Here is a 26,847-nt window from a genome sequence, read left to right as displayed (position 1 = left end):
ATCGAGCCGCCGAATCGGCGCGGATCCGGCCCCTTTAGCGGACCTGAATGGTGAAGGTGGCGATGACGATCAGCACCCCGAGGCCGAACGAGAGCCCGGCCCAGTCCAAAACGCGTGCCAGAAGATCTTCGCCCGGACGTTTATCGGAACGGGAGGACATGCGATTCAAGCGTGGCATCGGCGAAGCCTCATGCTTCGCGTTGGGACACTGTTAAGGTAAATGAACGTAAACGGGAACAGTTATTTCGTATAATGCCGTCTTCCGTCTTTGCCACGTTGTATCGGGGCGCGAGGGCTGCATGGGCCCTATCCCATGGTCGGGGGCGAAAGCCGGAGAAAGCGCTGCCATAGTGACATGCGGCCGGAACCTCGGCCCGTGGCGGTCATTGATCCGACATGTTTGAACGCTAGCCCCCGGATTCCCGATGCGGACCCTGCGCCGCCCATCCCGATCGACCGAGACTGAGCCTTGAAGCACGTGGACAAGCCCGGGCGGAACGTCCGTATTCTCACCTACAACGTCCATCGTTGGCTCGGAACGGACAGGCAGATCTCGCCCGGACGCATCGCCGAGGTCATCGCCTCCTGCGAGGCCGATGTCGTCGCCCTCCAGGAAGTCCGGGCCGGGCGTATCCACAAGGGGCACCCGGACCAGGCCGAGCTCGTTGCGAAGGAGCTCGGCATGGATCTGCACTTCCAGCCGACCATCCGCATCCTCGGGGAGCAGTACGGGATCGCCATCCTGACCCGGCACCCGTCCGACATCGTCAAATCGGGGCGTCTGCCGACCCTGTCCTCCGGTCCCGGCTTCGAGAAGCGCAGCGCGCTGTGGGTCTGCGTGGAGATCGAGGGGTGCGGCCTCAACGTCATCAACGCGCACCTCTCCCTGCGCTCCCGGGAGAGGCGGGCCCAGGCGGCCGCGCTCCTGGGCGAGGAATGGGCCGGGCATCCGGACTGCTCCGATCCTGCCGTGCTCCTGGGCGATTTCAACGCGCCGCCCTATTCCCGCTCCTACAGGCTCTTCGCAAGCCGGCTGCGGGACGCGCAGCTTGCCAATCCAGCCGGGGACCCGCAGCCGACCTTCCATACCCGGGCACCGGTGCTGCGGCTGGACCATGTCTTCGTGACCAAGTCGGTGGACATCGTCGCAGCCGCCCCGGTGCGCAACGAGCTTACCAAGGTGGCCTCCGACCACTTCCCTCTGCTGGCCGAGCTGCGGGTGAGGCCCGGCGCATCCATGTCTGCGGATGATCGCATTCCCGCCTCTGCGGGGAGTGCGGCCTGAGGCCGGCACAAGCGCGTATTCGATAACGTTTCTCAATAAAGACAATATTGCTACGTTTCATTCGTCGTATTAGCTTCCGCCGATCTCGCCGCTCTGAATACCGTGCGTCGAGTCGGAGAAGACTATGAAGCTCTATTACTCGGCGGGCGCGTGTTCTCTCGCTCCTCACATCGTCGCCTCAGAGGCAGGCCTCCCTCTGGAGCTGGACAAGGTGAACCTGAGGACGAAAACGACTGAGTCGGGCTGTGATTTCCTCAGCGTCAATCCCAAGGGTTACGTTCCGGCGCTCGCGCTCGACAACGGCGAACTGCTCACCGAAGCGACCGTGGTGATCCAGTTCCTCGCCGATCAGGCGCCCGCCTCCGGGCTTCTCCCCCGTAGCGGCACGAGGGAGCGGTTCAGGGTCCAGGAATGGCTCTCCTTCGTGGCCAGCGAGCTGCACAAGGGTTTCGCGCCCCTGTGGCGGCCCGTCTCGGAGGATTGCCGGCGCCTTGCCCTCGACATTCTGCACAGGCGCTTCGCCTATCTCGAGCGGGCCCTCGAGGGACGTTCCTATCTCATGGGCGAGACCTTCACGGCCGCCGACGCCTATGCCTTCACGATCCTCAACTGGACGCACTTCCACAAGGTCGACCTTTCCTCCTATCCGTGGACCGTCGCCTACATGAGGCGGGTCGCGAACAGGCCCAGGGTCCGGAAGGCCATGGCCGCCGAGGGGCTCCTCAAGGAGGCCTGAGGGGCTCCCGCGGGGAGTCGGCCGCGGGCGGAAACCCCTTGCCAGACGCGGCGGCGGCGGCTAGGCACCCCGATCATCCGGCGCTTTCGACATGCTTCCCGTTTCCGTCTTCATCATCGCCAAGAACGAGGCCGACCGCATCGGCGATACGATCCGCGCGGTCCGCGACCTGACCGACGACCTGATCGTCGTCGATTCCGGCTCCACGGACGGAACCCAGGCCGTGGCGGAGGAGCTCGGCGCGCGGGTCGTCTACAATCCCTGGCCGGGCTACGGGCCCCAGAAGCGCTTCGCCGAGGAGCAGTGCCGCCATGAGTGGCTCCTGAACGTGGACGCCGACGAGGTGGTGCCGCCCAAGCTCGCGGCCGAGATCCGGGCGCTCTTCGCCAAGGGCGAGCCGCCGCGGCAGGCCTACAGGATCGGCATCGCGGAGATCTTTCCGGGCGAGCGGGCGCCGCATCCGCTGGCCTACACCCTCTGGCCCGTGCGCCTCTATCGCAAGGACTGGGGCCGCTATTCGCCCTCCCTGGTGCACGACCGGGTGGAGCTGAGGCCCGGCGCGAAGGTGGGAAAGCTCAGGAGCGTCATCCACCACTGGTCGGTGCGCTCCCTCGGCGACCAGCTCGCCAAGCTGAACCGCTATTCGGACCAGCAGGCGGTCGATCTCGAGATCCGGGGCGTCACCATCCCCACCTGGCGGGTCTTCTTCGAGCTGCCGGCCGCCTTCATCAAGGCCTATATCGGCCGCCGCCATGCGCTGCGCGGCACCTACGGCTTCCTGACGGCCATGAACTACGCGATCTCCCGGCACCTGCGCCTCGCCAAGCACTACGAGAAGCGTCGCCTCGCCGCCCTGAAAGGGCCGGAGAACGGGCAGGGCTAGATTCCTCCCAAGAGGGAGAGAGGACACGTTGCCCGGGGCAGGGCAGACTGGACGGTCCCGGGCGGTCGCGGGGTTCATGCAATCTGCAAAGAAACCTCGGGCCCCGAGAAAAAAGCGTCTTGTCTTCCCCAGAGACGGGAGGGCGGCTCACCGTTCGGGGAACTCATAAGCCTGGGACCCGAGCCAGGAGAACAGACCGATCCAGAGGCCCAGAAGCATCAGCGCGGCCGCGAACAGGAGGCGTCCCGCCGGGATCTTCGGAGGGGCGGCGAGAAAGCGTTCCCTGATTTCGGCCAGAGCCATGGCCTCCTCCCATGGGGCGCCCTGCTCCTGAACGTCGCGGTCTGAAGCCACGGGGAGACCTCCCGGTTGGTTGTCCTCTGCGAATGTTAGGGAAGGCGCCGCGGGACGGAGGTGCAGCGGCGCACAGGAGCGGCCGGCGGCGCACCGGCAGGCTCGCCCCGGCCAGGCACGCGGCGGCCGAGCTTGGCCCGGCGGGGAGGGCCGGTCTCCTCAGAACCACCCTTGACGAAGGGGCGGTAATCGCGCCATATGCGCCGCCGGTGGGCAATCCGAACGGATTCACTCCCGTCGATGGAGACGTGGCCGAGAGGCTGAAGGCACTCGTTTGCTAAATGAGCATACCCCAAAAGGGTATCGAGGGTTCGAATCCCTCCGTCTCCGCCATTTCCAAATCACTGACATCGCGGCGTATTCCGTCCCGGCGAACGGCCCTGGCGCAGCAGGCGGCAGATCGCCCTTCCGGTTCCGAACGATGCTCTAGGCTCTTAATGTCGAGCATTTTTTCGCGCAAAACCGGTTCCCGCTTCTGCGCTCGATGCACTAATGGGGCCCGGCCTGCACGCGCGTCAGCGGCGTGCCGTCCACCGCCGTGGCTTGTGCGCCCTCGAGCTTCTTGATGTCGTCGGGCGAAAGCGTCGGCCTGTCGACCCTGATCGTCAGCTTGTCCAGCCTGGCGGTCAAGGGGAAGGGCGGCGTGTAGTCGGCATCGTTCACGCCGGTCAGCGTGTCCGAGCCGATGTCGAAGGCCTCGTCCCATTGCAGGATCATCGGCAGCGTTTGCGGCAGCGCGATCGTCTGCACCGCCTTGCCGTCCACCTTCAGCGTGCCGGTGCCGGACCGTCCGACACCGCTCATGTTGTTGAAGGCAAGCGTGCCGGCGCCGAGGCCGTCGTACTTGAAGTCGAATTCCAGGACGTGCTTGCCGGGCGCGAGGACGTCCGGCCCCTCCCATTTGACCCGCTTCAGGTCGACCAGGTTCCACAGGAAGACTGGCTTGCCCTTGAGCAGGTAGAAGCCGTAGCCGGCAAAGCGCCCGCCCGAGGTGAGGATCATCCCCTCGGCTCCTGCCGGCGGCACCTCGATGTCGGCGGTGATCGTATAGGAGGTGTTGAGCAGCAGCGGCGAGTCGCCCTGCGGCAGCCCGGTCATCGGCCGGGTATAGACGAACTCGGAGCGCCCCGCCGTGATGTTCGGGCGCGGCGCCACGATGCGCGCGGCGACCGAGGCATCCAGGGGGAACGCCTGGTACTTCTTCGCCTCGGCGACGAATATCCGCTTCAATTCCTCGACCTTCTGCGGGTTCGCGGCCGCCAGGTCGGTAGTCTGGTTGAAGTCCGTGCTCAAATCATACAGCTGAAGCACCTGGTTGTTCAGCGGGTCGGGGTTGGCCGCGCCGAAAGCCTCCCAGGGCGCCCGGTTGACCTTGGTGCTCAGGAACCAGCCATCCTGGTAGAGCGCCCATTGCCCCATCATCTCGAAGTACTGGGTCGTGTGCCGTGACGGTGCCTTGGCGTTGGCCGCGTCGAAGGTATAGGCGAAGCTCGTGCCCTCGACCGGAGCCTGCTGGATGCCGTCCACGACCTCCGGGGCGCGGAGGCCTGCGGCCTCGAGGATCGTCGGCACGACGTCGACGACATGCACGAACTGTTCGCGCAGGGCCCCCCTGTCCTTGATGCGCGCGGGCCAGGAGACGGCCATGTTCTGGTTGATGCCGCCGAGTTGCGAGGCATTCTGCTTGAACCAGGAGAACGGGGTGTCGAAGGCCCAAGACCAGCCGGCCGACATATGGTTGTAGGTCTGGTCCGTGCCCCAGGCGTCGTAGAACCTCATCTGGACGTCGACGGGCAGTTCGTTCAGGCCGTTGAACCATGCCACCTCGTTGGGCGTGCCCTTCGGCCCGCCCTCGGCGCTGGTGCCGTTGTCGCCGTTGATGTAGATGATCAGCGTATTGTCGAGCTGACCGATGTCGTCGAAGGCCTGGATCACGCGTCCGATCTCGTGGTCGCTGTAGGCGACGAAGGCGGCAAAGACCTCGACCTGACGAATGAACAGCTTCTTCTCGTCGGCCGAGAGCGCATCCCACTCCTTCAGCACGTCCTTGGGCCAGGGCGGCAGCTTGGCGTCCTGGGGGATCACGCCGAGCCGCTTCTGGTTCTCGAAGATCCGCTCGCGCAGCTTGTTCCAGCCCTCGTCGAACAGCTTCATCCGGCTGATCCTGTCGATCCATTCCTTCGTCGGATGATGCGGCGCATGCGTGGCGCCGGGCGCATACTTGACGAAGATCGGCTTGTCCGGCTGGATCTGGTGCACCCGGTTCACGTAGTCGATGGCGTCGTCGGCCATCGCGGTGACCAGGTTCCAGCTGCCGGCCGGTTTGCCTTCGAAGGGGTAGATCTGGGTCGTGTTGCGGAAAAGGTTCGGCTGCCACTGATTGGCGTCGCCGCCGACGAAGCCGTAGAAGTATTCGAAACCCATGCCGGTCGGCCACCGGTCGAACGGCCCGGCCTGGCTTGCCGCAAAGGCGGGCGTGTTGTGGTCCTTGCCGAACCAGGAGGTGGCGTAGCCATTGTCCTTCAGGATCCGGCCGATGGTGGCCTTGTCCTTGGCGATGATGCTGTTGTAGCCGGGGAAGCCGGTGGACTGCTCGGAGACCACGCCGAAGCCCGCCGAGTGATGGTTGCGCCCGGTGATGAGCGCGGCCCGCGTGGGCGAGCACAAGGCCGTGGAGAACATGCGGTTGTAGCGAAGGCCCGCATTGGCGACGCGATCCAGGGCCGGCGTCGGGATGACGCCGCCGAAGGTGCTGGGCACTCCGAACCCGGCATCGTCCGTGATGATCAGCAGCACGTTGGGCGCGCCCTTCGGCGGCACGATGCGCGGCGCCCACCAGGGCTTCGACTGAAAGGCGCTGTCCTGGATCACGCCGCCGAAATCCGGGTCGGGGGCGGGGAGCTGCCGTCCGTCGATCGTGGTGGTCGCGTCCGGCGCGCCGGGCGTGCCGGTGACCTGCTGGGCCTGGGCAGCGGAGATCGCCAGTGCGCTGGCGGTGGCCAGGGCCAAGGTGAGCGACGTCGCTTTCATGGGCTCAATCCTTCCGCGAGCGAAGGGAAGCTTGGGGCCGGCAAGTGGCGGCAAGCCGGCAGCGCCGTCCGAAGTTCCGCTCGGCCGTCTCGGACAGGCATCTCAATCTGCCTGTTCGGGAAGGGGATCGCTTGACAGAATGGGTCAGATCTCCTCGCTCTACCCGAAAGGGTCACGTTCCTGTTCCGATGGTTCGGGGCGGTCGAGGCAGGGGGGCTTCTCGGCGCGGGCCGCAGAGTCCGGACCGTCATCGCAGACCCGTCGGCACCTCCGCCAGCGCATCGGCCCGAAGGGGCACGCCGGTGAGAACCCGTGTCTTTCTCAGAAGGCTCCGAAGCGCGCGATCACCAGCGCAGGCTCACGCCGAGGATCGGTCCGTGCTGGATCATGTCGAACGCGTAGCGCCGCCGGCCTTCGCCCTGAGCATAGTCGACGGAGAGCGCCCTGTAGCCGATCACTCCGGAAACGGTGACGCCGTTGTAGGTGCCGAAGTCGAAGCCATAGCCGCCGACGGCCTGCCAGGAGAAGGTGCTCCCGACTCCGAAACCGCCGACGTCGCCACGCAGGAACAGTTCATGCCCCGGCGCCACCGCGTAGCGCACCCGCGCTCCGATCACCGGGTCGAGCCAGTCCACCGACCCGGAGCGGGCGAAGGCCAGGCCGCCGGCAAGCTCCAGATCCCCAACCTCGACGGTGCGGGCGGACTCGAACGAAAGATCCGCCTTCTGGTGCCAGTACCGCACGCCGCCGAGGACGTCGAGCGCCAGAGGTCCCGAGCGCGCCACCTCGTAGGCGGCTCCGACCTCGAGGATGGCCATCTCGATGTCCAGGCCGAGCGACCGCCCGACCGTCGTCGTGATGCCCGGTGCCGGAGCGCGGGTCCGGACGTTCTCGCTCTCGAAGCCGATCCTGGTCCAGACCAGATCGCCGTAGAGGGCGAAGGGGCCGCGCCGGGCCTCGAAATTGCCCATCAGGGCCACGAGGGTGTCGCTCTTCTCTACGATGTCAGGGAAGCTGGCATTCACCTTGGCACTGCGTCCGCGCACGGTCTGGGTGCCGTTCAGGGCAATGAGCCAGCCATAGGGGACGAAGCGGAAGGACCACGCCGGCGGCACGGCGCCAGCGGGCTCGACGGCGGCCGGAGGGGGCGCCAGATCGGCGGCACCCGCCCTGAGGACGAGACAGGCGGACAGAATGACGCTGCAAAGCAAGGTCCGCGGCAAACGATGCATGAGTGGCCCCTCGCAATCCTGTCGGCTCTGGAACGGTCGGAACCATTGCAGCGGAGGTGGATTCCAAGGTCAAGCCCACGCCTCGGCCCGGATGCGGGCGATGCCGGCATCCTATCCGAAAGGGGTACCGGCAAATCGAGGGTCGATCCCGGAAAGTGCGGACATACCCTTCCGGATCCGCCACATCACGCCTTGAGCCTGTAGCCCGTGCGGAAGATCGCCCCGACGAGGCCGAGGCAGAGAGTCATGAAGACGAGGGTCATGGCGAGGCTGATTCCGACGGAGACGTCCGACACGTCGTAGAAGCTCCAGCGGAATCCGCTCACCAGGTAGACCACGGGGTTGAACAGGGTCACCTGCTGCCAGAAGGGCGGCAGCATGCTGATGGAATAGAAGCTGCCGCCGAGAAAGGTGAGGGGCGTCACGATCATCATCGGGACGAGCTGAAGCTTCTCGAATCCGTCCGCCCAGATCCCGATGATGAAGCCGAAGAGGCTGAAGGTCACCGAGGTCAGGACGAGGAACCCGATCATCCAGAGCGGATGCGCGATGGAGAACGGGACGAAAAGGCGCGCGGTCACGAGGATGATCAGGCCGAGGATGATCGACTTGGAGGCGGCCGCGCCCACGTAGCCGATCACGATCTCCACCATCGAAACGGGCGCGGAGAGGACCTCGTAGATGGTGCCCGTGAACTTCGGCATGTAGATGCCGAAGGAGGCGTTGGAGATGCTCGTGGTCAGGATCGAGAGCATGATGAGGCCCGGCACGATGAAGGCCCCGTAGCTCACGCCGTCGATCTGCGCCATGCGCTCTCCGATCGCCGACCCGAACACGATGAAGTAGAGCGACGTGGAGATGACCGGGGAGGCGATGCTCTGCAGGATCGTGCGCCACATGCGGGCCATCTCGAAGGCGTAGATCGCCTTGACGGCATGGAAGTTGAGGGGCGCGTTCATGAGCGGTTCCCCACGAGGTTGACGAAGATCTCCTCGAGGGAGCTCTGCGAGGTGTTCAGGTCCTTGAAGTCGACGCCGCGCTCGGTCAGGCGCCGCAGCAGGTCTGCGATCCCGGTCTGGTCGGCCTGCGCGTCGAAGGTGTAGACGAGCTCCGTGCCGTCGGCGGAGAGCTCCAGCCCGGCGACGGCGAGGCCCTGCGGGATCTCCCGCAGCGGCTCCTGCAGGTGCAGGGTGAGCTGCTTCTTGCCGAGCTTGCGCATGAGCGCCGCCTTCTCCTCCACGAGGACGATCCGGCCCTTGCTGATCACCCCCACCCGGTCGGCCATCTCCTCCGCTTCCTCGATGTAGTGGGTGGTCAGGATGATGGTGACGCCGTTCTCGCGCAGGCGGCGCACCATGTTCCACATGTCGCGCCGCAGCTCCACGTCGACGCCGGCGGTCGGCTCGTCGAGGAACAGGATCTCCGGCTCGTGGGAGAGCGCCTTCGCGATCATCACGCGCCGCTTCATGCCGCCCGACAGCGCGCGGATCTTGGTGTCGCGCTTTTCCCACAGGGAGAGGTCCTTGAGGATCTTCTCGATATAGGCCGGGTCCGGTGCCTTGCCGAAGAGGCCGCGGCTGAATTTCACCGTATCCCACACGCTCTCGAACGCGTCCGTCGAAAGCTCCTGCGGGACGAGACCGATCTTGGTGCGGGCGGCGCGATAGTCCCGGACGATGTCGTGCCCGCCGACGCTCACCCGGCCGGAGGTGGGGTTGACGATGCCGCAGATGATGCTGATCAGCGTGGTCTTGCCTGCGCCGTTGGGTCCGAGCAGCGCGAAGATCTCCTGCCGGCGGATCTCCAGGTCCACGTCGCGCAGGGCCTGAAAGCCCGAGGCATAGACCTTGCCGAGCTGCGATACGGCGATCACGGGCTCGCTCGCGCGGGCAAGCCCCGATCCATGCCTGTCTTCGAGCGGCCTCATGAGCCACCTTCCCTTCGGCGAGGAACGTTTCGGGTCGGACGTCCGCCGAATCTCGCCCCTGATCGGCGGGGCGAAGGATTTACGCTCGTGATTGCGATTCAGCAAGCCCAGCGGGCGCGGGCCGCCGGAAGCCTCGGGTCAGCGCCGGCGTTCCGGCACCACCAGGGGGACCTCGGCGAGAACGTCCACCGAGAGCGGCTTGGCCGGGGTGGCGGGCTTCTCGACGGGCGGCACGTTGGAATTGGCAGGCGTCAGCCGGCGCTCGAGCGCGGCGATCTGGCGGGTGAGCGCATCGATGCTGGCTTTCAGGGCCAGGATGTCGGCCGCATCGGGAACCGCCGGCGCGGCGGGCTGCGCGGGAGAGAGGGCGGGGTCGCGACGCTCCGGGGCGGGCACGGTCTGCTCCGCGAAGACCGGCTCCCGCCGCTCGCGACCGGGGCCCACGAGGCGCCGGACGGTGCGCCAGGCCAGCCACACCAGGCAAAGGCCCAGGAACGCGGCTGCGGCGATCGGAGCAAGTTCGGTCAGTCCATTCATGGTCGCATTCTCCTCTTTCCTCGGGCGGGACGCCCGGGACGGCGGATGCGTCGCCTCGGGAACCCCGGAGCCGGCAAAGCCGAGGCCCATGCCGCCCTGCGCTGGCTAGTGGCCGAGTGTGGTGACTTTCGGGCAGGCCGTGTTCGGGTGCCCTCGTACAAGAAAGAAGGATGCGTCACCGCAGCATGTGGGGGAGGGTGCGCAGCCTGCTCTGAGGCAGGCTCATGCGGCTGCCGCGCCGCGGGCGAGCGCGAGGGCCTCCCGCGCCGTGTCCTCGTCGCAGACCAGGACCGAAGCGCGCCGGGCGCGCAGGGCGCCCGCCACCGCGAGCGTCTTGTTGGCGCCGCCCGAGGCCAGCACCACGGTGGGGATGCGCGCCAGGTCGTCCAGGTCGAGGGCGATGGCGCGGCGGTTGAGCGGATGGTCGATGGGCTTGCCCCACTCGTCGTAGAACTGGCCCATGATGTCGCCGACGGCTCCCTTGGCCCGCAGCTCCTCCGTGGAGACGTCCCGCGGCAGGCCGTAGCGCACCAGGAGGGAGCGCTCCGAGAGGTCGCCGATGCTCAGGACCGCGATGTCGTTGGCGGCGATGCGTTCGAACGTCTCGCGGAAGACGTCCTGGGCCAGGATGATGTCGCGCGATTCCGGGCTGCCGGCGTAGATGGGAGCTGCAAGATACTGGCACTGGGCGTTGAGCCGGTTGGCGAGCGCGCTCGCGGTCTCGAAGGTGTTGAGCTCGAGCCCGTGGGTGAGACCCCCCATCATGGAATTGACGCACAAGTCCGGATAGCGTCCCGACCGCATGTTGCGGATGGTCTCGCGCAGGGTGGCGCCCCAGCCGAGGCCGAGGCCGCGCACCCTGTTCTCCTCGAGGTAGGTCGAAAGATACTCGCCCGTCGCCTGGCCGATGAGGACGGGGATGAGATCCGGGTCCTGCGGCGTCGGGATGACGATCGCGGCCTTCAGGCCGAGTTCCCCGACCAGGGTCCGCTCCAGCTCGACGCAGCTTGCGAACCGCGAGTTGAGGGCGATGCTCACGAGGCCGCTGGTGCGCGCCTCCACCAGCATGCGGTTCACGCGAAGCCGCGTCATCCCCAGCCTCTCGGCGATCTCGGCCTGGGTCAGCCCTTCCATGAAGTAGAGCCAGGCGACGCGGGCTTCGATCTGCTCGTCGGGACGGGTCATGGCCGGAGCCCTCGGGAAACGCTGTTGCCGACCGGAATTGTCACACCTGCTCCCAATTCTCAAGCGCGCCGCCCGGCGGGAGGGGCGGGAGCGCCCCCGCATGCGTGGAGGAGACCGACGGGCGCCGGGTGAAATCCGCGCCGCTCCATTGCCAGTGTCATACATTTGTAATACAAACTATTCAAATGTAATTTCCAGTGAGGGATGGATGGCCGATCAGGCACGCGTACTCGACCGGGCAATCGAAAAGGCCGCCGTGACCCGCAGCGTGTTCGTGGCGCCCGGCGCCCTGGCCGCGCTGCCCGAGTGCGTCCGGGATTTCGGGGAAAGGCCATTGGTCGTGATCGCCGACGACAACACGATGGAGGCGGCGGGCCGGGCAGCGGTCTCGGTGCTCGCCGGCGCCGGGCTTACGGTCGCGGAACCGGTCGTCCTGGACGAGAAGCCGCGGGTGAAGCCGCACGCCGCCACGGCCCGCGGCATCGCCGCGACCCTCCGCGAGCGGGGCGCGATTCCGGTTTCCGTGGGCTCGGGCGTCGTCAACGATCTCACGAAGTATGCCGCCGAGGTGGCGGGCGTGCCTTACGTCTGCGTGGCGACGGCGGCGTCCATGGACGGCTATGCCGCCTCCGGCGCCGCCCTCCTGGACGAGGGCTTCAAGCGGACCCTCGACTGCGCGCCGCCGGTCGCGGTCGTGGCCGACCTCGACATCGTCGCCAAGGCGCCGCGCCGCATGGCGGGCTGGGGCTACGGCGACCTCGCCGGCAAGATCGTCGCCGGGGCCGACTGGAAGCTCGCCGACGCGCTCGGCGAGGAGACCATCGATCCCGAACCCTTCGCCATGGTGCAGGACAACGTCCGCGCCTGGCTCGCCGAGCCCGCCGCCGTCGCAAACGGGGAGGGCGCCGCCACAGGCGCCCTGGTGAACGGCCTTCTCGTCGCCGGCTTCGCCATGCAGGCGCACGGCAACTCCCGCCCGGCGAGCGGGGCCGAGCACCTCATTTCCCATGTCTGGGAGATGGAGCGGCTCACCTTTCGGGGCGAGCCCGCCGCGCACGGGGCCTGCGTCGGAATCGGCACCGTGGCCCTGCTCGCCCTCTACGAGTGGTTCCTCGATCAGGACATCGCGCCCGGCACGGTCCGCACCGCCTCCGGCGCGTCCACGCCCGAGCGGATCGAGGCGGAGATCGCGGCGGGGTTCCCGGCCGGGCACCTCGCGGACAGCGCGCGCGCCGAAATGGCCGCGAAGGGAGGCCGGGCGCATCGCCGCGCCGAGCGGCTTGCGCTCCTGGCGGAGCGGTGGCCGGCCCTGCGCGAGGACCTGCGCCGCACCTGCGTCCCCGCGGCGACCATGGAGACATGGCTGCGGCAGGCCGGCGCGCCGGCGCATCCGGGCGATCTCGGCGTGCCGCTTTCGAAGCTTGCAGCGGACTACAGGCGCGCGCGCCTGATCCGCCGGCGCTACACCCTCCTGGATCTTCTCGACGATCTGGGCTGGCTGGACAGGGGAATCGCCGCTCTCTTCGCAGAAGATGGCTTCTGGGGGCGGCGCATGGGGGCGGAGGTGCGTCATGCCGCCTCTGCCTGAGCGAACGGAACGACGAACCAAGGGAGGATCGACCGTGAAAATGCTGTCTCTCAAGGCCCAGGCCGCCGCAGGCGTCCTTGCGCTGTGCCTTTCGGGCGCCGCGATGGCGGAACCCGTCGAGGTACAATGGTGGCACGCCATGACCGGCGTCAACGGCGAGCGCGTGGACGAACTGGTCAAGAAGTTCAACGAGTCCAACGAGCAGTACAAGGTCGTCGCGGTCAACAAGGGCAACTACGACGAGGTGATCAACAGCACCATCGCCGCCTACCGCGCCAAGCGCCCGCCCCATATCGTGCAGATCTACGAGCGCGGCTTCATGACCATGCTCCTCTCCGACGCCATCGTCCCCGCGCAGGACCTGATGGAGAAGGCGGGCTACAAGATCGACTGGAACGACTTCATCAAGCCGGTCGCCGGATTCTACTCCTACAAGGGCCGCCTGGCCGCCATGCCCTTCAACTCCTCCTCGCCGATCCTGTTCTACAACAAGGACCAGTTCCAGAAGGCGGGCTTCGACAAGCCGGCCCAGACCTGGGGCGAGTTCGAGAAGCAGCTCTACGCCATCAAGAAGTCCGGCGCGGCCGAATGCGGCACCGCGCTCGCCACGGACTACCACTGGAGCCTGATCGAGAACTACAGCGCCATCAACGACCAGCCCTATGCCACCAAGGCGAACGGCTATAACGGGCTCGACACGGAGTTCGTCTACAACAAGACGCTCGTCGTCCCGCAGGTGGCGCGCCTGAAGCGCTGGCTCGACGACGGGGTGCTGAAGATCGCGGGCCAGGGCTTCAGCCCCGAGCAGCTCTTCACCTCCGGAACCTGCGCCACCTACTTCGCCTCCACCGCGGCTCACAGCGGCATCGAGAAGAACGCGAAGATCGCCTGGAGCGCCACTTTCCTCCCGTGGGAGGAGGGACGCGAGCCGAAGAACAGCACCATCGGCGGGGCCGCGCTCTGGGTCATCAAGGGGCACAAGCCGGAGGAGGAAAAGGCCGTCGCCGCCTTCTTCGACTTCCTGGCCAAGCCCGAGACGCAGCTGTGGTGGCACAAGGCCACGGGCTACGTGCCCCTGACCAACAAGGCCTATGAGCTCGCCAAGTCCCAGGGCTACTACAAGGAGAGCCCGACCCGCGAGATCGCCATCCTCCAGCTCAACCGGGGCACGCCCTCGGAGAACTCCCTCGGCTTCCACTTCGGCAACTTCACGCAGGCCATGTTCGCCCAGCGCGAGGAGGTCGAGGCGCTCTTCGCCGGCAAGAAGGACGCGCAGCAGGCGATGGACGACGCCGTGAAGCGGGGCAACGAGATCCTCCGGCAGTACGAGCGCCTCAACAAGGGCAAGTACTGACCGGCCGGGGCGGCACGGAGACCCTTCCTCCCCTCCGTGCCGCTTCCCCAACCGCTCTAGCGGAGCTTCGACGTGGTCGCACGCACTCACGAACCCGGCCTGAAGCAGGCCCATTTCAGGACGGCAGGGCTGCCGACCCTGCTGCTGCTGCCGCAGCTTCTCATCCTCCTGTTCTTCTTCTTCATTCCCTCCGTCCGCGCCCTGATGCAGGCCTTCCTGCTCGCCGACCCCTTCGGCGCGACGGTGCATTTCGTCTGGCTCGATAACTTCAAGGCGCTCTTCCGGAGCGAGAGCTACCGCAACTCCGTCTGGGTGACGATCTGGTTCACCCTGGCCCAGAACGTGCTGACCATCGTCGTCGCCCTGGTCCTGGCCTTCGCGACGGACCGGGTGGTGCGCTTCCAGGCGGCCTACAAGGGCATCATCCTGCTGCCCTATGCCATCGCCCCGGTGATCGCGGGCGTGATCTGGGCCTTCCTCTTCAATCCCTCCGTCGGTCCCATCGCCTTCTTCCTCAAGTCGTTGGGCGTCGCGTGGGATCCCAACCGCAACGGCTGGGACGCCATGCTGCTCGTCGTGCTCGCCGCATCCTGGAAGCACATCTGCTACGACTACATCTTCCTCGTCGCGGGCCTGCTCGCGGTGCCGAAGTCCCTCATGGAGGCCGCAGCCGTGGACGGGGCGGGGCCGGTGAAGCGCTTCTTCCAGATCGCGCTGCCGCTCCTCGGCCCGACCCTGTTCTTCCTCACCACGATGAACTTCGTCTACGGCTTCTTCGAGACCTTCGCGATCATCGACGCGGTCACGCATGGAGGTCCGGCCGGCGCCACCAACATCCTGGTCTACAAGGTCTACCAGGACGGCTTCGTCAATCTCGATCTCGGGTCCTCGGCGGCGCAGTCCGTGCTGCTCATGACCTTCGCGCTGCTGCTCACGCTGCTGCAGTTCAAGTACGTCGAGCGCAAGGTGAACTACAGCATCTGACCATGGTCGAACGCTCCCCCGTCCTCACCCTCGTCTGCCACCTCATCCTCATCGGCGGCATCGTGCTCGTCTGCATGCCGCTCTACTTCGCCTTCATCGCGGGCTCCCTCACCATGCAGGAGGTCCAGCAGGTCCCGATGCCCTGGCTGCCGGGCGGCCACTTCGTCGAGAACCTGGCGACCGCCTGGAACAGGGTGAACTTCGGCAGGCTCCTGATCAATTCCTTCATCGTCGCCACGGGCATCACCGTGGGCAAGGTGGCGATCTCGCTCCTCTCCGCCTTCGCCATCACCTATTTCCGCTTCCGGTTCCGGCTTCTCGCCTTCTGGCTGATCTTCATGTCCCTGATGCTGCCCGTCGAGGTGCGCATCGTGCCGACATATGAGTCGGTCGCGAACGCGGCGCTGCCGATCCAGTGGCTCGTCGACGCCCTCGACATCGCAGGCCTGTGGGAATGGATCACCGGCCACAGGGTCGAGATCGCGCTCGAATGGAACATGCTGAACACCTACCAGGGCCTGATCCTGCCGCTGATCGCCTCCGCCTCGGCGACTTTCCTGTTCCGGCAGTTCTTCCTCACGGTGCCGGAAGAGCTTCTGGAGGCGGCGCGGCTCGACGGGGCCTCGGCCATGCGCTTCTTCTGGACGATCCTCCTGCCCCTGTCGCGCTCCAACATGATCGCGCTCTCGATCATTCTGTTCCTCTACGGCTGGAACCAGTATCTCTGGCCGCTCCTGTTCACCACCGACAAGGACATGGCGACTGCGGTGATCGGCGTGAAGCATCTCATCCCCCGCTCGGATACGGAGCCGGCCTGGAACGTGGCCATGAGCGGTGCGCTCCTCGCCATGCTGCCGCCGGTTCTCGTCGTGCTCGTCATGCAGCGCTGGTTCGTGCGCGGCCTCGTCGACAGCAGCAAGTAAGGTTCGTCCCATGGTCATGATCGTCGGTCACCGCGGCGCCAGGAATCTCTGGCCGGAGAACAGCCTCGAAGGCTTCCGCAAGCTCGCCGCCATGGGCGTCGAGGGCGTCGAGTTCGACGTGCACATGACGCGCGACGGGAAGCTCGTGGTGATCCACGATCCGACCCTGGAGCGCACCACCCACGGGAGTGGCCCGGTGGGCCGGAAGACCCTGGCCGAACTCCAGTCCATCGGGCTGCGCGACAGCAGCGAGCGGATCCCGAGCCTCGACGAGGTTCTCGACGTCCTGGGCCCCAGCGGCCTCGAACTGCACATCGAGATCAAGACGGACGCGGTCGGCAATCCTTACGAGGGGTTGGAGGCGCTCGCCCTCGAGGCGGTCCGTCGCCGGGGGCTCGAGGAGCGCTCTTTCCTGACCTGCTTCGCGCCGGAGGTGCTCGAGCGGGTGCGGCAGCTCGACCCCAAGATCCGCGTGCTCGCCTCGCTCGACCGCCGCTCCGCGGAGATGATGGGAGGGCTCGATCGCGCCATCGCCCGCTTCGCGGCGATTCCGGGCTGCACGATCGCCGTGGAGAAGGCGCTCCTCGTCCACAGCATGGAATCGTTCCTGTCCGCCGTCGGCACCGGACGGCTCGGGGCCTGGGTGCCCAACGAGGAAGCGGATCTCGAATACTGGCTCGCCCAGCCCGTCCGGCAGATCACGACGGACCGGCCCGATCTCGCCCTCGCCGTGCGCCGGCGCCTCGCGGAAGCCGCGGCCTGACCGCGCCGTCCCGGCGCATCGGGCGGACCTCCGGTCCCGCCCGATGCGCTAGTCGCGGAACACCACCGTGCGCGCGCCGTTCAGGAGAACCCGCCCGTCCAGGTGCCAGGCGATGGCGCGGGCCAGGACCCTCCGCTCGATGTCGCGGCCCTTGCGGATCAGGTCTTCGGGCGTGTCGTGGTGGCTGATGCGCTCCACGTCCTGCTCGATGATCGGTCCCTCGTCCAGGTCCGCCGTGACGTAGTGGGCCGTCGCGCCGATCAGCTTCACGCCGCGCGCATGGGCCTGATGGTACGGCTTCGCGCCCTTGAAGCCCGGCAGGAACGAGTGGTGGATGTTGATGCAGCGTCCGGCGAGCTTCGCCGCCAGGCCGTCGGAGAGCACCTGCATGTAGCGGGCGAGCACGACGAGGTCGGTCCCGGTCGATTGCACGAGGTCCCACAGGGCCGCCTCCTGCTCCTGCTTGGTCTGCGGCGTGACCTTCAGATAGTGGAAGCTCAATCCCGAGAAGTCGTGGTGCGCGAAGGTCTCGCGCGGGTGGTTGGAGACGATGCCCGCAATGTCCATGGGCAGCTCGCCCGTCCGCCAGCGGTAGAGCAGGTCCGCCAGGCAGTGGTCGAACTTCGAGACGAGGATCAGGACGCGCTGCCGCTCGGCCCGGCTGCGGATCGAGAACGCCATGTCGTGCGCCTCCGCCACCGGCGCGAATGCCTGGCGCTGGACGTCGAGAGGCTGGGCGCCTTCCACGAAGTCGAACACCACCCGCATGAAGAAGCGGTTGCTCTCGGTGTCGTCGAATTGCTGCGCCTCCAGGATGTTGCCCCCGTTCCGGAACAGGTGGGTGGAGACGGCGGCGACGATGCCGGGGCGGTTCCGGCAGGACAGGGTCAGGATGAACTGTTCGGCGGACATGCGGGCTTCCGATTCGGAAAGGAACTCCATAGAGGAGTTTCGCTTCGCCTGGAATCCTCCGGCGGTCTGCCGCCGGGCCGCTCAGAGGATCCGCCGCAGGGTCTCCGCCGCTTCCAGGAGCGGCGGCAGGAAGCGGGTCTTCATCTCCGATGCGGGGACCCGGGCGGCCTGCGTCCCGATGTTCAGGGCGACTCGGACCGTGCCGTTCGCCTGGACAAGGGGCACCGCGATGGAGCGGAGCCCGAGTTCCAGTTCCTCGTTGATCACGGCGCAGCCCTCGGCGCGGACGGTCTCCAGGGCCGCGCGCAGGTCCTGCTTGCGCGTGATGGTGTAGGGCGTGCGCGGCTCCAGGCGCACGCGTTTGAGATAGGCTTCGAGCGCCTTCTCCGGCTGGAACGCGAGGATGGCGCGGCCGAGCGAGGTGCAATAGGCGGGAAGCCGCGTGCCGACGCCCAGGCTCACGGACATGATACGCTGTGTCGCCGAGCGGGCGATGTAGACGATGTCGTCCCCGTCCAGGATCGCCGCCGAGCTCGACTCGCCCGTCTCGGCGGAGATCCTCTCCAGGAACGGTTGCAGCCGCATGGAGAGGGATGAGGAGGCGAGATAGGCATAGCCCAGGCGCAGGATGCGCGGGCTGAGGCTGAAGTAGCGGCCGTCGAAATCGGCGTAGTTCAGCTTTGTCAGCGTCTTCAGGTATCGCCGCGCGGCCGCGCGGGTGATCCCCGTCAGCTTCGCCACGTCCGTCAGGGTGAGGCGCGGCCGGTCCGCGTCGAAGGCCTCGATGACGGCGAGGCCCTTCTCGAGGCTGGCGACGAAGTCCCGGTCCTCCGTCGCGGCGTCTTCCGTTTCGATCCTTGCCATGCGACCCCCGCTGAGGATGGCGATGCTGCTTCTCCGTTGCGGCCGGCGGCCGGATGGGGGAGGACCCGCCATCAAGGCTTATCGAGCCCCACGGAGCCTTGACACCGCTGGAGAAGTTGTACTTCATGTTCGATATGGTTTTCAATGTTCGTGATGCGAACATGCGAGCGAAGCCATAGGCCAACGAGACCGCAGGCCCGTTCAATGAGGCCGGGGCGGCTCCTGGGAGGAGACGAGGAATGTCTGGAAGGAAGCTTCTCTGCGCCGCCGTCGGCGCGCTGCTCGCCGGCACGGTCGCGGCGGCGGCGGATACCGTCAAAGTCGGCATCATCGGCCCGTTCTCCGGGCCCTTCGCCCTGCAGGGCAAGAATTTCCAGGCCGGAGTCGAGGCCTACATGGCGCTCAACGGCAAGTCCGTGAAGGGGCACGAGGTCGAGGTGATCTACCGCGACCTGCCCGCCGCCAACCCGCAGCAGTCGCGCGCCCTGGCGCAGGAGCTGATCGTCAAGGACAAGGTGCAGTATCTCGGCGGCGTCTACTTCACGCCCGACGCCATGGCGATCACGCCGCTCCTCGCCCAGGCGAACACGCCGCTGGTCATCTTCAATGCCGCGACCTCGGCCATCATGACCCAGTCGCCGCTGGTGGTGCGCACCTCCTTCACCACGGCGCAGACCACGACGCCGCTCGGCAAGATCGCCATCGAGCGCGGCATCAGGAAGGTCATCACCGCCGTGAGCGACTACGGCCCCGGGATCGACGCGGAGGTCGCCTTCAAGAAGGCGTTCGAGGCGGCGGGCGGCCAGGTGGTCGAGTCGGTGAGGATGCCGCTCAGCACCAACGACTTCAGCCCCATCATGCAGCGCATCCGCGACTCGAAGGCCGACGCCGTCTTCGCCTTCCTGCCGTCGGGCCCGACGACCCTCGGCTTCGTTAAGGCCTACAACGAGACTGGGCTCAAGCAGGCGGGCATCAAGTTCCTCGCGCCGGGCGACCTGACGCAGGAATCCGATCTTCCGGCCCTCGGCGACGGCGCCCTCGGCCTCCTTACCACCTTCCATTACGCCGTGTCGCACGACTCCCCCGAGAACAAGCGCTTCGTCGAGGCGGCGAGCAAGGCCATCGGCGGCGCGGAGCAGCTCTCCTTCCCGGCGGTGGGCGCCTATGACGGCATGCATGTCATCTACAAGATGATCGAGGCGACCGATGGCAAGCAGGACGCCAAGAAAGCCGTGGACGCGGTGAAGGGCATGGCCTGGACGAGCCCGCGCGGTCCCGTCAGCATCGATCCGGAGACCCGTCACGTCACGGAGAACATCTACCTCCGCGAGGTGGCGAAGGATGCGAACGGCCGGCTCTACAACAAGGAGATCCAGACCTTCCCGAACCAGAAGGACCCGGGCCTCGCGACCCAGTAAGGGCCGTCCCGCATCCGGCGGGCCGGGAAAACCGGGCCCCGTCCGGCCGGATGCCCGTCGCGGATCGGAACGCATCCATGCAGACCGTCTTCAGCATCGCGATCGACGCCTTCGCCTACGGCATGGCGCTGTTCATCATCTGCATCGGTCTGTCGCTGACCATGGGCCTGATGCGGGTGGTCAACCTCGCCCACGGCGCCTTCGCGATGATCGCCGGCTACATCGCCTCCTATGCCCAGCGCGAGCTCGGCGCGGGCTACGCGGCGGCGCTCCTGCTCGCGATCCTGGGAACGGTCGCCGTCTCCATTCCGCTCGAGCGCTTCCTCTACCGGCGGATCTACGGCAGCCCGCAGCTGACGCAGGTTCTGATGACCATCGGCATCACCTTCTGCGTGATCGGCATTACGAACTTCTTCTTCGGCCCCACGCTCAAGACCATCGCGCTGCCTGCAAGCCTGTCCACGCCGGTGGATCTCGGCTTCCGCGCGGTCGCCGGGCACCGGCTCTTCGTCATGGCCTGCGGCCTCGTCGTCGCGGCGGGGCTGTGGTTCCTCATCGAGAGGACCGCCTTCGGCATCCGCCTGCGCGCCACCGTGGACAACGCAGGCATGGCCGACGCGCTCGGGGTCCGGACGCAGGCGGTCTATGCCGTCAGCTTCGCCATCGCCATGGGGCTCGCCGCGCTCGGCGGCGTGGTCGGGGCCGAGTTCCTTCCCATCGAGCCCTATTACGCCCTGCGCTACATGGTGACCTTCCTCGTGGTGGTCTCGGTCGGCGGCGCGGGCTCCATTCCGGGAGCGCTGCTCGCCTGCCTCGTGCTCGGCGCCATCGACACCACGGGGCGCTACCTCATGCCCGACTTCGGAAACTTCTTCTTCTATGCAGCCGTCATCGCCATCGTTTGCGTCTTCCCCCGCGGCTTCCTCGGAAGGGCGCAGTAGGGTGCGGGGCCACGCCGCATCGCCGCGCTTGGCGGGGACACGCGCCGGCTCCAGCCTCGTGCGCGACGCGGCGGGCGTGGCCGCCATCGCCGCCATCGGCGCGGCCGGATACTGGCTGTTCCCCGACAATCTCGCCCTCCTGACCCGCGTGATCGCGGTGGCGCTTCTCGCTCTCTCGCTCGATCTCGTCGTCGGCTATTGCGGCGTCGCCACCCTTGGCCATGCCACCCTTTTCGGGGCGGGTGCCTATGCGGCCGGCATGGCCTGCCTGCGCGGGGTGACCGAGCCGATGACCCTCGTCCTCATCGGAGCCGCGGCCGGCGCAGCGGCGGGGCTCGTGATGGGCGCCGTCATGCTCCGGGCGCACGGGCTCGCTCAGCTCGTTTTGTCCATCGCCATCGTGCAGCTGGCCCACGAGGCTGCCAACAAGGCCTCGGCCTTCACGGGCGGCAGCGACGGCCTCGCGGGGTTCAGCCCGAGCCCGCTCTTCGGAACCTTCGCCTTCGACCTGTGGGGACGCACCGCCTATCTCTTCGGCCTCGCCCTTCTCGTCGGCGTCTTCGTCGTGCTGAAGTTCGTCGTGGCCTCGCCCTTCGGCATGCTGTGCCGCGGCATCAAGGAGGATCCGGTCCGCATCCGCGCCATGGGCGCCTTCGTGTTCCCCGTCCTCCTGAAGATGTTCGTCATCTCCGGGGCCGTGGCGGGAACGGGCGGTGCGCTCGCCGCCCTGTCCACCCAGGTCGTCGGCCTCGACAGCGTGAGCTTCGAGCTGTCCGCGAACGCCCTCGTCATGCTGGTTCTCGGCGGCCTCGGCAGCCTCTACGGCGCGCTCGTCGGCACCGTCGTCTTCATGGGGTTCGAGCACACGGTTTCCGCCGTCAACCCGTTCCACTGGATGACCATGGTCGGCGCCCTGCTGATCGCCGTCGTCCTCGTCGCGCCGGGCGGGCTCGGCGGCCTTGCCGGCCGGCTCCGCGCCGCCGTGCGGGGCGCCGGGGGCGGGAGGGGGCGGCCATGAGCGATCTCTTCCGCGTGGAAGGCCTGTCCAAGTCCTTCGGCGGCCTCGCCGTCAGCCGCAACGTCGACCTTGCCATGGGAGCGGGGGAGAGGCTCGCGCTCATCGGCCCCAATGGCGCGGGCAAGACAACCTTCGTGAACCTCGTGACGGGACAGATCCGGCCGAGCGCGGGCCGCGTGATCCTCGGCGGCGAGGACGTGACCGGGCTCGGCGCGGTGCGGCGGGTGCGGAAGGGGCTGGTGCGCACCTTCCAGGTCACGCGCCTGTTCTCCGACATGACGCCGGAGGAGCACGTCACGCTCACCGTGCTCCGGCGCGAGGGACGTGCCGCGCGCATTCTCGGCCGCTTCCGCGGCGATCCGGCCGTTTCGGGAGAGGTCGAGGGCATCCTCGGCACGCTGGGCCTCCTCGAGGTGGCCCGGCGCAAGGTGCGGGAGATCGCCTACGGCCAGCAGCGGCTCCTCGAAATCGCCATCGCCCTGGCGCTCAGGCCGAAGGTGCTGCTCCTCGACGAGCCGGCGGCGGGGGTGCCTTCCAGCGAGACGCCGCGCATCGAGCAGGCCCTCGGGCATCTGCCGCCGAGCCTCGCCGTTCTGATGATCGAGCACGACATGGACCTCGTCTTCCGCTTCGCCAAGCGCGTCGTGGTGCTCGCGGCGGGCGAGATCATCTTCGAGGGCCTGCCTGCGCAGGTCGCCGCGAACGAAAAAGTGCGCGAAGCCTATCTCGGGAATTACGCCCATGCCCGCCGAGTCGCTTGAGGTCCGCCGCCTGAGCGCCGGGTACGGCCCGACGGTCGTGCTCGAAGACGTGTCGTTCTCCGTGCCCGCCGGGGCGCGGCTGTCGATCCTGGGCCGCAACGGCATGGGCAAGACGACGCTCCTGTCGAGCCTCATGGGGCTCACCAGGCGCTACGGCGGCGAGATCCTGCTCGGCGGGCGGGACGTGGCGGGCCTGAAGAGCTGCGACCGCGCCCTGCGGGGCCTGGGCCTGGTGCCGCAGACCCGCGACATCTTCCGTTCCCTGACCGTGGAGGAGAACCTGATCGCCGGCCTGAAGGACCGGCCGCGCAGCGCGCTCGAAGAGGCCTACGAGATGTTTCCGCGCCTGCGAGAACGGCGGCGCAACCTCGGCTGGCAGCTGTCGGGAGGGGAGCAGCAGATGCTCTCCACCGCGCGGACCATTCTCGGGCGTCCCTCCGTGCTGCTTCTCGACGAGCCGCTCGAGGGCCTCGCCCCGGTCATCTGCGAGGAGCTGATGGCCGCGTTCGTCCGTCTGGCATCCGGCGGCGAGATGACGATCCTGCTGGTGGAGCAGCGGATCGAGAGCGCCCTCGACTTCGCGGACTCGGTCCTCATCCTCGAACGCGGGCGCATCGTCTGGCAGGGCACGAGCGAGGCCCTGCGGTCCGACGAGCGTCTCGTCGAGCAGTATATCGGCGTCGGCACCGTGCATTGAGAGAGACCATGGCCTTCACGCGCGCAAACGGAATCGTCCTTCACCACCAGGTCCTCGGCCGCGCCGGGGCGCCGGCCCTCGTGTTCTCCAACTCTCTGGGCAGCGACTTCCGCATCTGGCAGGAGGTGGCGCCGGCCTTCGCCGACCGTTTCCGGGTCGTGCTCTACGACAAGCGCGGTCACGGGCTCTCGGACGTGCCGCCGGGGCCCTACGCCATCGACGACCACGTGGACGATCTCCTCGCGCTTCTCGACACGCTTCACGTGCGCGAGGCCGCCATCGTGGGCCTGTCCGTCGGGGGCATGATCGCGCAGCGCCTCGCGGTGCGCGAACCCTCGCGTGCGACGGCCCTCGTCCTGTGCTGCACGGCCGCGAAGATCGGGACGGCCGAAACCTGGGCCGAGCGGATCGCGGCGGTGGAGAAGCACGGCGTGGAGGCGGTGGTCGAAGGCGTGCTCGCCCGCTGGTTCACGCCGGACTTCCGTGCCGCCCGGGCCGACGAGTGCGCGGGCTGGCGCAACATGCTCCTGCGCACGCCCGCCGTCGGCTATGCGGCCACCTGCGCCGCCGTCCGCGATGCCGATCTCACGGCCGATGCCGGGCGCATCGCGGTGCCGACCCTCTGCGTGGCCGGCGACCAGGACGGATCGACCCCTGCGGACGTGGTCGGGCGGACCGCCGCGCTCATCCCCGGCGCCCGCTTCGAGGTGGTGGCAGGGGCCGGGCACATCCCCTGCGTCGAGCGCCCGAAGGAGCTGGCGGCGCTCATCGCATCCCATCTCGAGGAGGCCGCGCGTGGCTGAGAGCGAACGATACAGGGCCGGAATGGCCGTGCGGCGGCAGGTGCTGGGCGATGCCCATGTGGACCGGGCGAGCGCGCAGGCGACGGAGTTCGACGCCGATTTCCAGACCTTCATCACCGAGGGAGCCTGGGGCTCGGTGTGGGCGCGACCGCATTTCTCGAAGCGGGAGCGCTCCATCGTCACCATCGCCCTGCTCGCGGCGCTCGGCCACGACGACGAGGTCGCGATGCACGTGCGCGCCACCCGCAACACGGGGGCGACCAAGGAGGACATCCGCGAGGCGCTGCTGCATGTGGCGGTCTATGCGGGCGTGCCCGCCGCCAATCGTGCCTTCAAGATCGTCAAGAAGGCCTATGCCGAAATGGAGCAGGATCCGCAGGGATGAGCGCGGACCTCATGCCCGCATGCGGCGCAGCCCAAGGAGTGACGTGACATGTCGGACCAGGGACCGTTCTACCACCGCGACCGGAGCTGGCATCCGCCGGCCTTCACGCCGCAATACAAGACGTCAGTGCTGCGCTCCCCGCGATACCCGCTCTTGTCGCTGGACAACACCATTTCCGAGATGACGGGGCCGGTCTTCAGCCACGACGCCATCGGCCCACTCGACAACGACCTCATCCGCAACTACGCCCGGACCGGAGAGCCCATCGGCCCGCGCATCGTCGTCTACGGGCGCGTGCTCGACGAGAACGCGCGGCCCGTGCCGGGAGCGCTCCTGGAGTTCTGGCAGGCCAATGCGGGCGGGCGCTACCGGCACAGGAAGGAGAGCTATCTCGCTCCCCTCGATCCGAATTTCGGCGGCTGCGGACGCACGATCACCGACCAGGAGGGGCGCTATTGGTTCCGCACCATCAAGCCCGGCCCCTATCCCTGGCCGAACGGCGTCAACGACTGGCGCCCGGCGCACATCCACTTCTCCGTCTTCGGCCATGCCTTCGCGCAGCGGCTGATCACGCAGATGTATTTCGAGGGCGACCCGATGATCTGGCAATGCCCCATCGTCTCCACCATTCCGGACAAGGCGGCCGTGGAGCAGCTCATCGCCGCCCTCGACCGGAACAACGCGATCCCGATGGATGCGCTCGCCTACAAGTTCGACATCGTCCTGCGGGGGCGCCGCTCGACCCCGTTCGAGAACCGGATGGAGGGGAACTGATGGTCCAGAAGCTGGGACAGCTGAAGGAGACGCCCTCGCAGACGGCGGGGCCCTACGTGCATATCGGCACGACCCCGAACTGGGCCGGGATTGCCGGCGTGTGGAAGGAGGACCTCGGCCTCGGCCTCGTCGGCCCGGAAACCAGGGGCGAGCGCATCCTCGTCAAGGGCCGGATCCTCGACGGCGGCGGCACGCCCCTGAAGGACGCCCTCGTCGAGATCTGGCAGGCGGACGCGGAGGGCCTCTACAACTCGCCCCAGGAGCGGCGCGGACGCGCCGATCCGCACTTCGCCGGATGGGGGCGCCAGCCCGTGGACGGCACGACGGGGGAGTACAGGTTCGAGACCGTCAAGCCCGGCCGCGTGCCCTACCGGGACGGGCGCCTCATGGCGCCGCACATCACGTTCTGGATCGTGGCGCGCGGCATCAATATCGGCCTCCATACCCGCATGTATTTCGCCGACGAGGAGAGCGCCAATGCGGAGTGCCCCGTGCTCGCCCGCATCGAGCACAAGGTGCGGGTGCCGACGCTGATCGCGCCGCGCGCCGTGGAGAACGGGCTGCCCACCTACACCTTCGACATCCGCCTCCAGGGCGAGAAGGAAACCGTGTTCTTCGACATCTGACCGTCATCGAAAGCATATCATGGCCAAGTTCCAGAGCCTCAGGGAGGCCGTCGCGGAGAACCTGCGCGCGGGCGACACCGTCGCCTTCGAGGGCTTCACCCATCTCATCCCCCACGCCGCCGCCCACGAGGCGATCCGCCAGGGGATCGGGGATCTGACACTCATCCGGATGACGCCCGACATCGTCTACGACCAGCTCGTCGGCATGGGGCTGGCGAAGAAGGTCGTGTTCTCCTATGCGGGCAACCCGGGGGTCGGCCTCCTGCGCCGGATGCGCGACGCCATCGAGAACGGGTGGCCCCGCGCCATCGAGACGGTCGAGCACAGCCACGCGGCCATGGCCAACGCCTACGAGGCGGGCGCCGCGGGTCTGCCCTGCGCCGTCTTCCGCGGCTATCGGGGGGCCGGGCTGAAGGAGGTGAACCCGGACATCAGGAGCATCGTCTGCCCCTTCACGGGCGAGGAGCTCGCGGCGGTGCCTTCGCACCGGCCGGACGTGACCTTCATCCACGCCCAGAAGGCGAGCCGGCGCGGCGACGTGCTCGTCGAAGGCATCGTCGGCGTGCAGAAGGAGGCGGTCCTTGCGGCGAAGCGCGCCGTCGTGACGGTGGAGGAGATCGTCGACGATTTCGAGGACCTTCACCCGAACCTGTGCGTGCTTCCGCACTGGACCGTCACCGCCGTCGCGCATGTGCCCGGAGGCGCGCATCCCTCCTACGCCCACGGCTATTACGGCCGCGACAACGCCGCCTATCTCGAGTGGGACAGGATCTCCGCCGACCGGGGCCTCTTCACCCGGTGGATGAAGGAGAACGTGCTCGATGTCGGCCCGGAGGCGTTCGCCGCCCGCGTGAGGGGGCTTTGAGG

Annotated in this window: 28 protein-coding genes and 1 tRNA gene; 19 read left to right on the top strand and 10 right to left on the bottom strand. The window is 67.6% G+C overall.

The window, feature by feature from the left end; all coding sequences use genetic code 11:
- Positions 1-34: 34 nt before the first annotated feature.
- A complete protein-coding gene (locus GDR74_RS18220) occupies positions 35-178 on the bottom strand; it encodes a hypothetical protein (RefSeq protein WP_194164531.1) in 144 nt (47 codons plus the stop codon).
- 300 nt (positions 179-478) lie between these two features.
- Between GDR74_RS18220 and GDR74_RS12660 the strand changes: the two genes are divergently transcribed.
- From GDR74_RS12660 to GDR74_RS12650, 3 genes are all read left to right on the top strand, one after another.
- The gene (locus GDR74_RS12660) at positions 479-1,285 is read left to right on the top strand and encodes an endonuclease/exonuclease/phosphatase family protein (RefSeq protein WP_246180157.1); all 807 of its coding nucleotides are present in this window, start codon (positions 479-481) and stop codon (positions 1,283-1,285) included.
- Between the two features lie 124 nt (positions 1,286-1,409).
- Positions 1,410-2,021, top strand: a complete 612-nt coding sequence (gene gstA / locus GDR74_RS12655; RefSeq protein WP_152586638.1) for a glutathione transferase GstA — start codon at positions 1,410-1,412, stop codon at positions 2,019-2,021.
- A gap of 91 nt (positions 2,022-2,112) precedes the next feature.
- On the top strand, positions 2,113-2,904 hold the full coding sequence (locus GDR74_RS12650; RefSeq protein WP_152586637.1) for a glycosyltransferase family 2 protein: 792 nt from the start codon (positions 2,113-2,115) through the stop codon (positions 2,902-2,904).
- A gap of 147 nt (positions 2,905-3,051) precedes the next feature.
- On the opposite strand, the gene GDR74_RS12645 is transcribed toward GDR74_RS12650, so the two are convergent.
- Entirely contained in the window at positions 3,052-3,258 is a 207-nt protein-coding gene (locus GDR74_RS12645) for a hypothetical protein (protein ID WP_152586636.1), read from the bottom strand.
- 242 nt (positions 3,259-3,500) lie between these two features.
- On the opposite strand from GDR74_RS12645, the gene GDR74_RS12640 reads away from it, so the two are divergent.
- Positions 3,501-3,591: transfer RNA gene (locus tag GDR74_RS12640), tRNA-Ser, on the top strand.
- A gap of 156 nt (positions 3,592-3,747) precedes the next feature.
- On the opposite strand, the gene GDR74_RS12635 is transcribed toward GDR74_RS12640, so the two are convergent.
- From GDR74_RS12635 to GDR74_RS12610, 6 genes are all read right to left on the bottom strand, one after another.
- Entirely contained in the window at positions 3,748-6,288 is a 2,541-nt protein-coding gene (locus tag GDR74_RS12635; RefSeq protein ID WP_152586635.1) for an arylsulfatase, read from the bottom strand.
- 344 nt (positions 6,289-6,632) lie between these two features.
- Complete coding sequence (locus GDR74_RS12630; RefSeq protein ID WP_152586634.1) at positions 6,633-7,520, bottom strand: hypothetical protein; 888 nt, start codon at positions 7,518-7,520, stop codon at positions 6,633-6,635.
- A 185-nt stretch (positions 7,521-7,705) separates the two neighbouring features.
- The gene (locus tag GDR74_RS12625; RefSeq protein WP_152586633.1) at positions 7,706-8,479 is read right to left on the bottom strand and encodes an ABC transporter permease; all 774 of its coding nucleotides are present in this window, start codon (positions 8,477-8,479) and stop codon (positions 7,706-7,708) included.
- Positions 8,476-9,447, bottom strand: coding sequence for an ABC transporter ATP-binding protein (locus tag GDR74_RS12620; RefSeq protein WP_152586632.1), 972 nt, complete (start codon positions 9,445-9,447; stop codon positions 8,476-8,478). The genes GDR74_RS12625 and GDR74_RS12620 overlap by 4 nt, the downstream gene beginning before the upstream one ends.
- Before the next feature lie 138 nt (positions 9,448-9,585).
- Positions 9,586-9,984, bottom strand: a complete 399-nt coding sequence (locus GDR74_RS12615) for a hypothetical protein (protein ID WP_152586631.1) — start codon at positions 9,982-9,984, stop codon at positions 9,586-9,588.
- A 222-nt stretch (positions 9,985-10,206) separates the two neighbouring features.
- Positions 10,207-11,169: a sugar-binding transcriptional regulator gene (locus GDR74_RS12610; RefSeq protein ID WP_152586630.1), complete on the bottom strand. Its 963-nt coding sequence runs from the start codon at positions 11,167-11,169 to the stop codon at positions 10,207-10,209.
- A 208-nt stretch (positions 11,170-11,377) separates the two neighbouring features.
- Between GDR74_RS12610 and GDR74_RS12605 the strand changes: the two genes are divergently transcribed.
- The 5 genes from GDR74_RS12605 (at position 11,378) to GDR74_RS12585 (ending at position 16,781) form a co-directional block, all read left to right on the top strand.
- Positions 11,378-12,757: a sn-glycerol-1-phosphate dehydrogenase gene (locus GDR74_RS12605; RefSeq protein WP_152586629.1), complete on the top strand. Its 1,380-nt coding sequence runs from the start codon at positions 11,378-11,380 to the stop codon at positions 12,755-12,757.
- A gap of 40 nt (positions 12,758-12,797) precedes the next feature.
- Entirely contained in the window at positions 12,798-14,111 is a 1,314-nt protein-coding gene (locus GDR74_RS12600) for an extracellular solute-binding protein (protein WP_152587758.1), read from the top strand.
- A gap of 72 nt (positions 14,112-14,183) precedes the next feature.
- The gene (locus GDR74_RS12595; RefSeq protein WP_152586628.1) at positions 14,184-15,095 is read left to right on the top strand and encodes an ABC transporter permease subunit; all 912 of its coding nucleotides are present in this window, start codon (positions 14,184-14,186) and stop codon (positions 15,093-15,095) included.
- Between the two features lie 2 nt (positions 15,096-15,097).
- A complete protein-coding gene (locus GDR74_RS12590) occupies positions 15,098-16,018 on the top strand; it encodes an ABC transporter permease subunit (RefSeq protein WP_152586627.1) in 921 nt (306 codons plus the stop codon).
- A 10-nt stretch (positions 16,019-16,028) separates the two neighbouring features.
- Positions 16,029-16,781 carry a glycerophosphodiester phosphodiesterase family protein gene (locus GDR74_RS12585; RefSeq protein WP_152586626.1) on the top strand — a complete coding sequence of 251 codons (753 nt, stop codon included), beginning with the start codon at positions 16,029-16,031 and terminating at the stop codon, positions 16,779-16,781.
- Between the two features lie 48 nt (positions 16,782-16,829).
- Here the strand turns inward: GDR74_RS12585 and purU are convergent, their stop codons facing one another.
- Positions 16,830-17,693, bottom strand: a complete 864-nt coding sequence (gene purU, locus GDR74_RS12580; protein WP_152586625.1) for a formyltetrahydrofolate deformylase — start codon at positions 17,691-17,693, stop codon at positions 16,830-16,832.
- A gap of 81 nt (positions 17,694-17,774) precedes the next feature.
- Complete coding sequence (locus GDR74_RS12575) at positions 17,775-18,557, bottom strand: IclR family transcriptional regulator domain-containing protein (RefSeq protein ID WP_152586624.1); 783 nt, start codon at positions 18,555-18,557, stop codon at positions 17,775-17,777.
- Between the two features lie 239 nt (positions 18,558-18,796).
- Between GDR74_RS12575 and GDR74_RS12570 the strand changes: the two genes are divergently transcribed.
- From GDR74_RS12570 to GDR74_RS12525, 10 genes are all read left to right on the top strand, one after another.
- Positions 18,797-19,975, top strand: a complete 1,179-nt coding sequence (locus GDR74_RS12570; protein WP_152586623.1) for an ABC transporter substrate-binding protein — start codon at positions 18,797-18,799, stop codon at positions 19,973-19,975.
- Between the two features lie 77 nt (positions 19,976-20,052).
- On the top strand, positions 20,053-20,916 hold the full coding sequence (locus GDR74_RS12565) for a branched-chain amino acid ABC transporter permease (RefSeq protein ID WP_152586622.1): 864 nt from the start codon (positions 20,053-20,055) through the stop codon (positions 20,914-20,916).
- A gap of 28 nt (positions 20,917-20,944) precedes the next feature.
- Entirely contained in the window at positions 20,945-21,934 is a 990-nt protein-coding gene (locus GDR74_RS12560) for a branched-chain amino acid ABC transporter permease (protein ID WP_425486925.1), read from the top strand.
- Positions 21,931-22,695: an ABC transporter ATP-binding protein gene (locus GDR74_RS12555; protein WP_152586620.1), complete on the top strand. Its 765-nt coding sequence runs from the start codon at positions 21,931-21,933 to the stop codon at positions 22,693-22,695. Before GDR74_RS12560 ends, GDR74_RS12555 begins: the two co-directional genes overlap by 4 nt.
- Positions 22,676-23,392, top strand: coding sequence for an ABC transporter ATP-binding protein (locus tag GDR74_RS12550; RefSeq protein WP_152586619.1), 717 nt, complete (start codon positions 22,676-22,678; stop codon positions 23,390-23,392). Before GDR74_RS12555 ends, GDR74_RS12550 begins: the two co-directional genes overlap by 20 nt.
- Positions 23,393-23,400: 8 nt before the next feature.
- Entirely contained in the window at positions 23,401-24,195 is a 795-nt protein-coding gene (gene pcaD, locus GDR74_RS12545) for a 3-oxoadipate enol-lactonase (RefSeq protein ID WP_152586618.1), read from the top strand.
- Positions 24,196-24,217: 22 nt separating this feature from the next.
- Complete coding sequence (gene pcaC, locus GDR74_RS12540) at positions 24,218-24,580, top strand: 4-carboxymuconolactone decarboxylase (protein WP_152587757.1); 363 nt, start codon at positions 24,218-24,220, stop codon at positions 24,578-24,580.
- A 48-nt stretch (positions 24,581-24,628) separates the two neighbouring features.
- Positions 24,629-25,354: a protocatechuate 3,4-dioxygenase subunit beta gene (gene pcaH, locus GDR74_RS12535; protein WP_152586617.1), complete on the top strand. Its 726-nt coding sequence runs from the start codon at positions 24,629-24,631 to the stop codon at positions 25,352-25,354.
- Positions 25,354-25,980, top strand: coding sequence for a protocatechuate 3,4-dioxygenase subunit alpha (gene pcaG, locus GDR74_RS12530; protein ID WP_152586616.1), 627 nt, complete (start codon positions 25,354-25,356; stop codon positions 25,978-25,980). Before pcaH ends, pcaG begins: the two co-directional genes overlap by 1 nt.
- Before the next feature lie 19 nt (positions 25,981-25,999).
- On the top strand, positions 26,000-26,845 hold the full coding sequence (locus GDR74_RS12525) for a CoA transferase subunit A (RefSeq protein ID WP_152586615.1): 846 nt from the start codon (positions 26,000-26,002) through the stop codon (positions 26,843-26,845).
- The last annotated feature ends 2 nt before the right edge of the window (positions 26,846-26,847 follow it).

The sequence above is a fragment of the Microvirga thermotolerans genome, from assembly GCF_009363855.1.
Classification (GTDB): domain Bacteria; phylum Pseudomonadota; class Alphaproteobacteria; order Rhizobiales; family Beijerinckiaceae; genus Microvirga; species Microvirga thermotolerans.
The sequence above is the reverse complement of the archived record's forward strand: the minus strand, read 5'-3'. Positions and strand labels throughout refer to the sequence as shown.

Bases quoted from the DNA above. Each gene is read 5' to 3' on its own strand.
- GDR74_RS18220 (WP_194164531.1), bottom strand. From the start codon at position 178: ATGCCACGCTTGAATCGCATGTCCTCCCGTTCCGATAAACGTCCGGGC.
- gstA (WP_152586638.1), top strand. From the start codon at position 1,410: ATGAAGCTCTATTACTCGGCGGGCGCGTGTTCTCTCGCTCCTCACATC.
- GDR74_RS12650 (WP_152586637.1), top strand. From the start codon at position 2,113: ATGCTTCCCGTTTCCGTCTTCATCATCGCCAAGAACGAGGCCGACCGC.
- GDR74_RS12635 (WP_152586635.1), bottom strand. From the start codon at position 6,288: ATGAAAGCGACGTCGCTCACCTTGGCCCTGGCCACCGCCAGCGCACTG.
- GDR74_RS12630 (WP_152586634.1), bottom strand. From the start codon at position 7,520: ATGCATCGTTTGCCGCGGACCTTGCTTTGCAGCGTCATTCTGTCCGCC.
- GDR74_RS12625 (WP_152586633.1), bottom strand. From the start codon at position 8,479: ATGAACGCGCCCCTCAACTTCCATGCCGTCAAGGCGATCTACGCCTTC.
- GDR74_RS12620 (WP_152586632.1), bottom strand. From the start codon at position 9,447: ATGAGGCCGCTCGAAGACAGGCATGGATCGGGGCTTGCCCGCGCGAGC.
- GDR74_RS12615 (WP_152586631.1), bottom strand. From the start codon at position 9,984: ATGAATGGACTGACCGAACTTGCTCCGATCGCCGCAGCCGCGTTCCTG.
- GDR74_RS12610 (WP_152586630.1), bottom strand. From the start codon at position 11,169: ATGACCCGTCCCGACGAGCAGATCGAAGCCCGCGTCGCCTGGCTCTAC.
- GDR74_RS12605 (WP_152586629.1), top strand. From the start codon at position 11,378: ATGGCCGATCAGGCACGCGTACTCGACCGGGCAATCGAAAAGGCCGCC.
- GDR74_RS12600 (WP_152587758.1), top strand. From the start codon at position 12,798: ATGCTGTCTCTCAAGGCCCAGGCCGCCGCAGGCGTCCTTGCGCTGTGC.
- GDR74_RS12590 (WP_152586627.1), top strand. From the start codon at position 15,098: ATGGTCGAACGCTCCCCCGTCCTCACCCTCGTCTGCCACCTCATCCTC.
- GDR74_RS12585 (WP_152586626.1), top strand. From the start codon at position 16,029: ATGGTCATGATCGTCGGTCACCGCGGCGCCAGGAATCTCTGGCCGGAG.
- purU (WP_152586625.1), bottom strand. From the start codon at position 17,693: ATGTCCGCCGAACAGTTCATCCTGACCCTGTCCTGCCGGAACCGCCCC.
- GDR74_RS12575 (WP_152586624.1), bottom strand. From the start codon at position 18,557: ATGGCAAGGATCGAAACGGAAGACGCCGCGACGGAGGACCGGGACTTC.
- GDR74_RS12570 (WP_152586623.1), top strand. From the start codon at position 18,797: ATGTCTGGAAGGAAGCTTCTCTGCGCCGCCGTCGGCGCGCTGCTCGCC.
- GDR74_RS12565 (WP_152586622.1), top strand. From the start codon at position 20,053: ATGCAGACCGTCTTCAGCATCGCGATCGACGCCTTCGCCTACGGCATG.
- GDR74_RS12555 (WP_152586620.1), top strand. From the start codon at position 21,931: ATGAGCGATCTCTTCCGCGTGGAAGGCCTGTCCAAGTCCTTCGGCGGC.
- GDR74_RS12550 (WP_152586619.1), top strand. From the start codon at position 22,676: ATGCCCGCCGAGTCGCTTGAGGTCCGCCGCCTGAGCGCCGGGTACGGC.
- pcaD (WP_152586618.1), top strand. From the start codon at position 23,401: ATGGCCTTCACGCGCGCAAACGGAATCGTCCTTCACCACCAGGTCCTC.
- pcaC (WP_152587757.1), top strand. From the start codon at position 24,218: ATGGCCGTGCGGCGGCAGGTGCTGGGCGATGCCCATGTGGACCGGGCG.
- pcaH (WP_152586617.1), top strand. From the start codon at position 24,629: ATGTCGGACCAGGGACCGTTCTACCACCGCGACCGGAGCTGGCATCCG.
- pcaG (WP_152586616.1), top strand. From the start codon at position 25,354: ATGGTCCAGAAGCTGGGACAGCTGAAGGAGACGCCCTCGCAGACGGCG.
- GDR74_RS12525 (WP_152586615.1), top strand. From the start codon at position 26,000: ATGGCCAAGTTCCAGAGCCTCAGGGAGGCCGTCGCGGAGAACCTGCGC.